Genomic DNA, 2,611 nt, shown 5'->3' with positions numbered 1-2,611 from the left:
ACTCCTGAAGATCTATTCGAAGCACAATTAGATATAATTTATGCAGCATAAGTAAATTCAACGATTTAAGTCATAAATACAAATTGGTTCAACTTGTTATTGCAATTGATCCAATATAAATAATAGAATTGATTTAGATGTTTTTCAAAGTAAATCAGATTGGTTTATAATTGTTTATTATTTTGAATGTTTTTTAATGAAAAAGTATAAAAGAAGATGTACTATTAATGTTTATCTTAAAGATGTAAAACAATATATTGATTGGTATTTCTCAAACAATGTTGATAAAGGTTTTATATTAAACAAAAAACATTTTGATAAATATCAATTTTATCTTAAAGATGTTAAAAAATATAAACAAAGTACCATAATACATAAGCAAGTGGCTTTACGTAAAGTCAATAATTTTTTAATTGAATTAAATCAACAAAATAGTAATGAAAAATCTTCTAATCATCTTAAAACAAATAGATATCAATATAATTATTTAACAAAATCATATATAAAACTGTAATAATCTTTAGAAAATATCGTTATTGTTTTTGAACATATTAATACTAAAGTCTTCATTATGAAATAAGAACATTAAAAGAAATGTATTATTTCATAATGAGTTTGATTTTTTTGCAGAGGAGTGTAAATCATGGAAAGAAAAAGGAATATACCAAAGCAAGTTATTACAAGGCTACCTAAATATCATAGATATTTGAGAGAACTTTTAATAAATGATGTTATAAGAATATCCTCAAACCAATTGGCTGAAAAAATTGGTTTTAGTGCAACTCAAATAAGGCAAGATTTAAATTGTTTGGGAAAGTTTGGGCAACAGAGGTCAGGTTATAAAATTAAAGAATTGTTGAACGAAATTAGTAAGGTATTAGGACTCTGTGAAAAATATAAGATGGTAATAGTAGGTGCAGGAAATATTGGACAAGCTATTGCTAGTTATACTAGATTTCAAAGATTAGACTTTAAATTAGTTGGTATTTTTGATGCTAATCCAAAGCTTATAGGATTAACAATTCAAAATATTACGGTGACAAACATAGACAAATTAGTAAGTTTTTTAAAAGTGACACCAACAAACATCGGAATAATTTGTGTCCCTAAAAATAACGCACAAATAGTTGCTAACATGATGGTAGAAAATGGAGTTAAGGGTATATGGAATTTTGCATCAGTAGATTTAAAAGTACCGGAAGAAATAGTCTTAAAAAATGTAAACTTATGTGACAGTTTGCTAACGCTTAGTTATTTTATGAATGATAGGGCATATTTATAGAAGATGGAAGACTTGAAGCTTCCAAAATGTTGTTAAAGTAGAAGCAAAAAGAACATCAAAACGATTTTCATCATTCTGATGTTCTTTATTAATTATTATTTTATATTATTTTTTAAAGTATTCTTCTTGCAGCTGTAAATGATGATCTCCAATAACCACTTAATTGAGTTGTCTGAATAACTGTACCAGTTTTTCGTGCTTGTATAAATTTGTTGTTGCCGATATATAATCCTACATGTTCATTTCCTATAAAAAAAACTAAATCCCCTGCTTTAAGATTTTTTATACTAATGTTTTTACCCTTTCTTACCTGCTGATAAGTTGTTCTTGGCAAAGCAACACCGACACTTTTATAAACGTATTGAGTCAACCCTGAACAATCAAAACCAGTAGAGGGGGATGTTCCACCATATCTGTAATGAGTTCCAAGTAATTTATGTGCTTTTGACACAACAGTGTTTACTTTAGATGATGAACTTGATGAAACGGTGGAAGCTTGTACCATTTTTATGTATGAAGTAGACACATATCCAGTTTTTCCTTTGTAAGTTACTTTGTAAAAAGCACCACTTTTCCCTAAAGTATTTATCTTCGTGTTTCTTTTTATAGAAGTTAAAACTGAGGATTTAAGTGAAGGTTTCTGTCTAACGTTTAATGTACTTGCATTTACTACTCCACTAGCAGCAAATACAGTATGAGAACCGGCTAGAGTTAATAAGATTGCGACTAAAGCTAATGTTTTTTTCATATACTTACCTCCAATATTTATTTTAAATGTATGTTACATTTTGCGTAGATAAAAATTTATAAATTAATAAAAGATAAAATCTACACTATTTTTTAAATTATGTATGCAATCTACAATTTCTTTAATAATAATCACTTTTAAAATTAAGCACTTTATGATTATAGGATTGCTTTAAAATGTTAATAAATCTTTATACATATAATTGGTTTATATTACATATATAGGGTTAATGTGTTCTTTTTAACACAATATTTACATTATATCAGAAAATAGAAAATTTAAAAAGTATCTCTAATGCTCTTAAACAATCATGTAATTAGATAGGTTAATTGAAATAAAGAAATCCTACAAGAAATAGAAGATTTTCTCACTATTCCTAACTGCTTTTATTGAATACTCTTGTTTTTGCGGACTAATTATTTTGTGCTGAATGAAAGGGCTAGTTAAAAGGCGGTAATTAGAATATACTATAGAGTGTACTCGGAAAACAATAATTAACAATTCCATATTTGAGGAACAAAAGTATTTATTTGGATGTAATACTATAAGTGAAATAATAGCAGGTATGACAAAAAGGCTTT

The 2,611-nt window shown here is 26.7% G+C and carries 3 protein-coding genes; 2 read left to right on the top strand and 1 reads right to left on the bottom strand.

The genetic code is table 11. The features are described from left to right. Positions 1-196 precede the first annotated feature (196 nt). Together KPL38_RS18915 and KPL38_RS18910 are read left to right on the top strand one after the other, a co-directional pair. Complete coding sequence (locus tag KPL38_RS18915; protein ID WP_216290688.1) at positions 197-514, top strand: site-specific integrase; 318 nt, start codon at positions 197-199, stop codon at positions 512-514. A 129-nt stretch (positions 515-643) separates the two neighbouring features. Further along, on the top strand, positions 644-1,282 hold the full coding sequence (locus tag KPL38_RS18910) for a redox-sensing transcriptional repressor Rex (RefSeq protein WP_216290687.1): 639 nt from the start codon (positions 644-646) through the stop codon (positions 1,280-1,282). A gap of 112 nt (positions 1,283-1,394) precedes the next feature. Here the strand turns inward: KPL38_RS18910 and KPL38_RS18905 are convergent, their stop codons facing one another. Continuing rightward, on the bottom strand, positions 1,395-2,030 hold the full coding sequence (locus KPL38_RS18905; protein WP_216290686.1) for a C40 family peptidase: 636 nt from the start codon (positions 2,028-2,030) through the stop codon (positions 1,395-1,397). Between the last annotated feature and the right edge of the window lie 581 nt (positions 2,031-2,611).

Origin of the sequence: Clostridium psychrophilum (assembly GCF_018861705.1) — a bacterium.
In the GTDB taxonomy this organism is placed as follows: Bacteria; Bacillota; Clostridia; order Clostridiales; family Clostridiaceae; genus Clostridium_AD; species Clostridium_AD psychrophilum.
The sequence above is the reverse complement of the archived record's forward strand: the minus strand, read 5'-3'. Positions and strand labels throughout refer to the sequence as shown.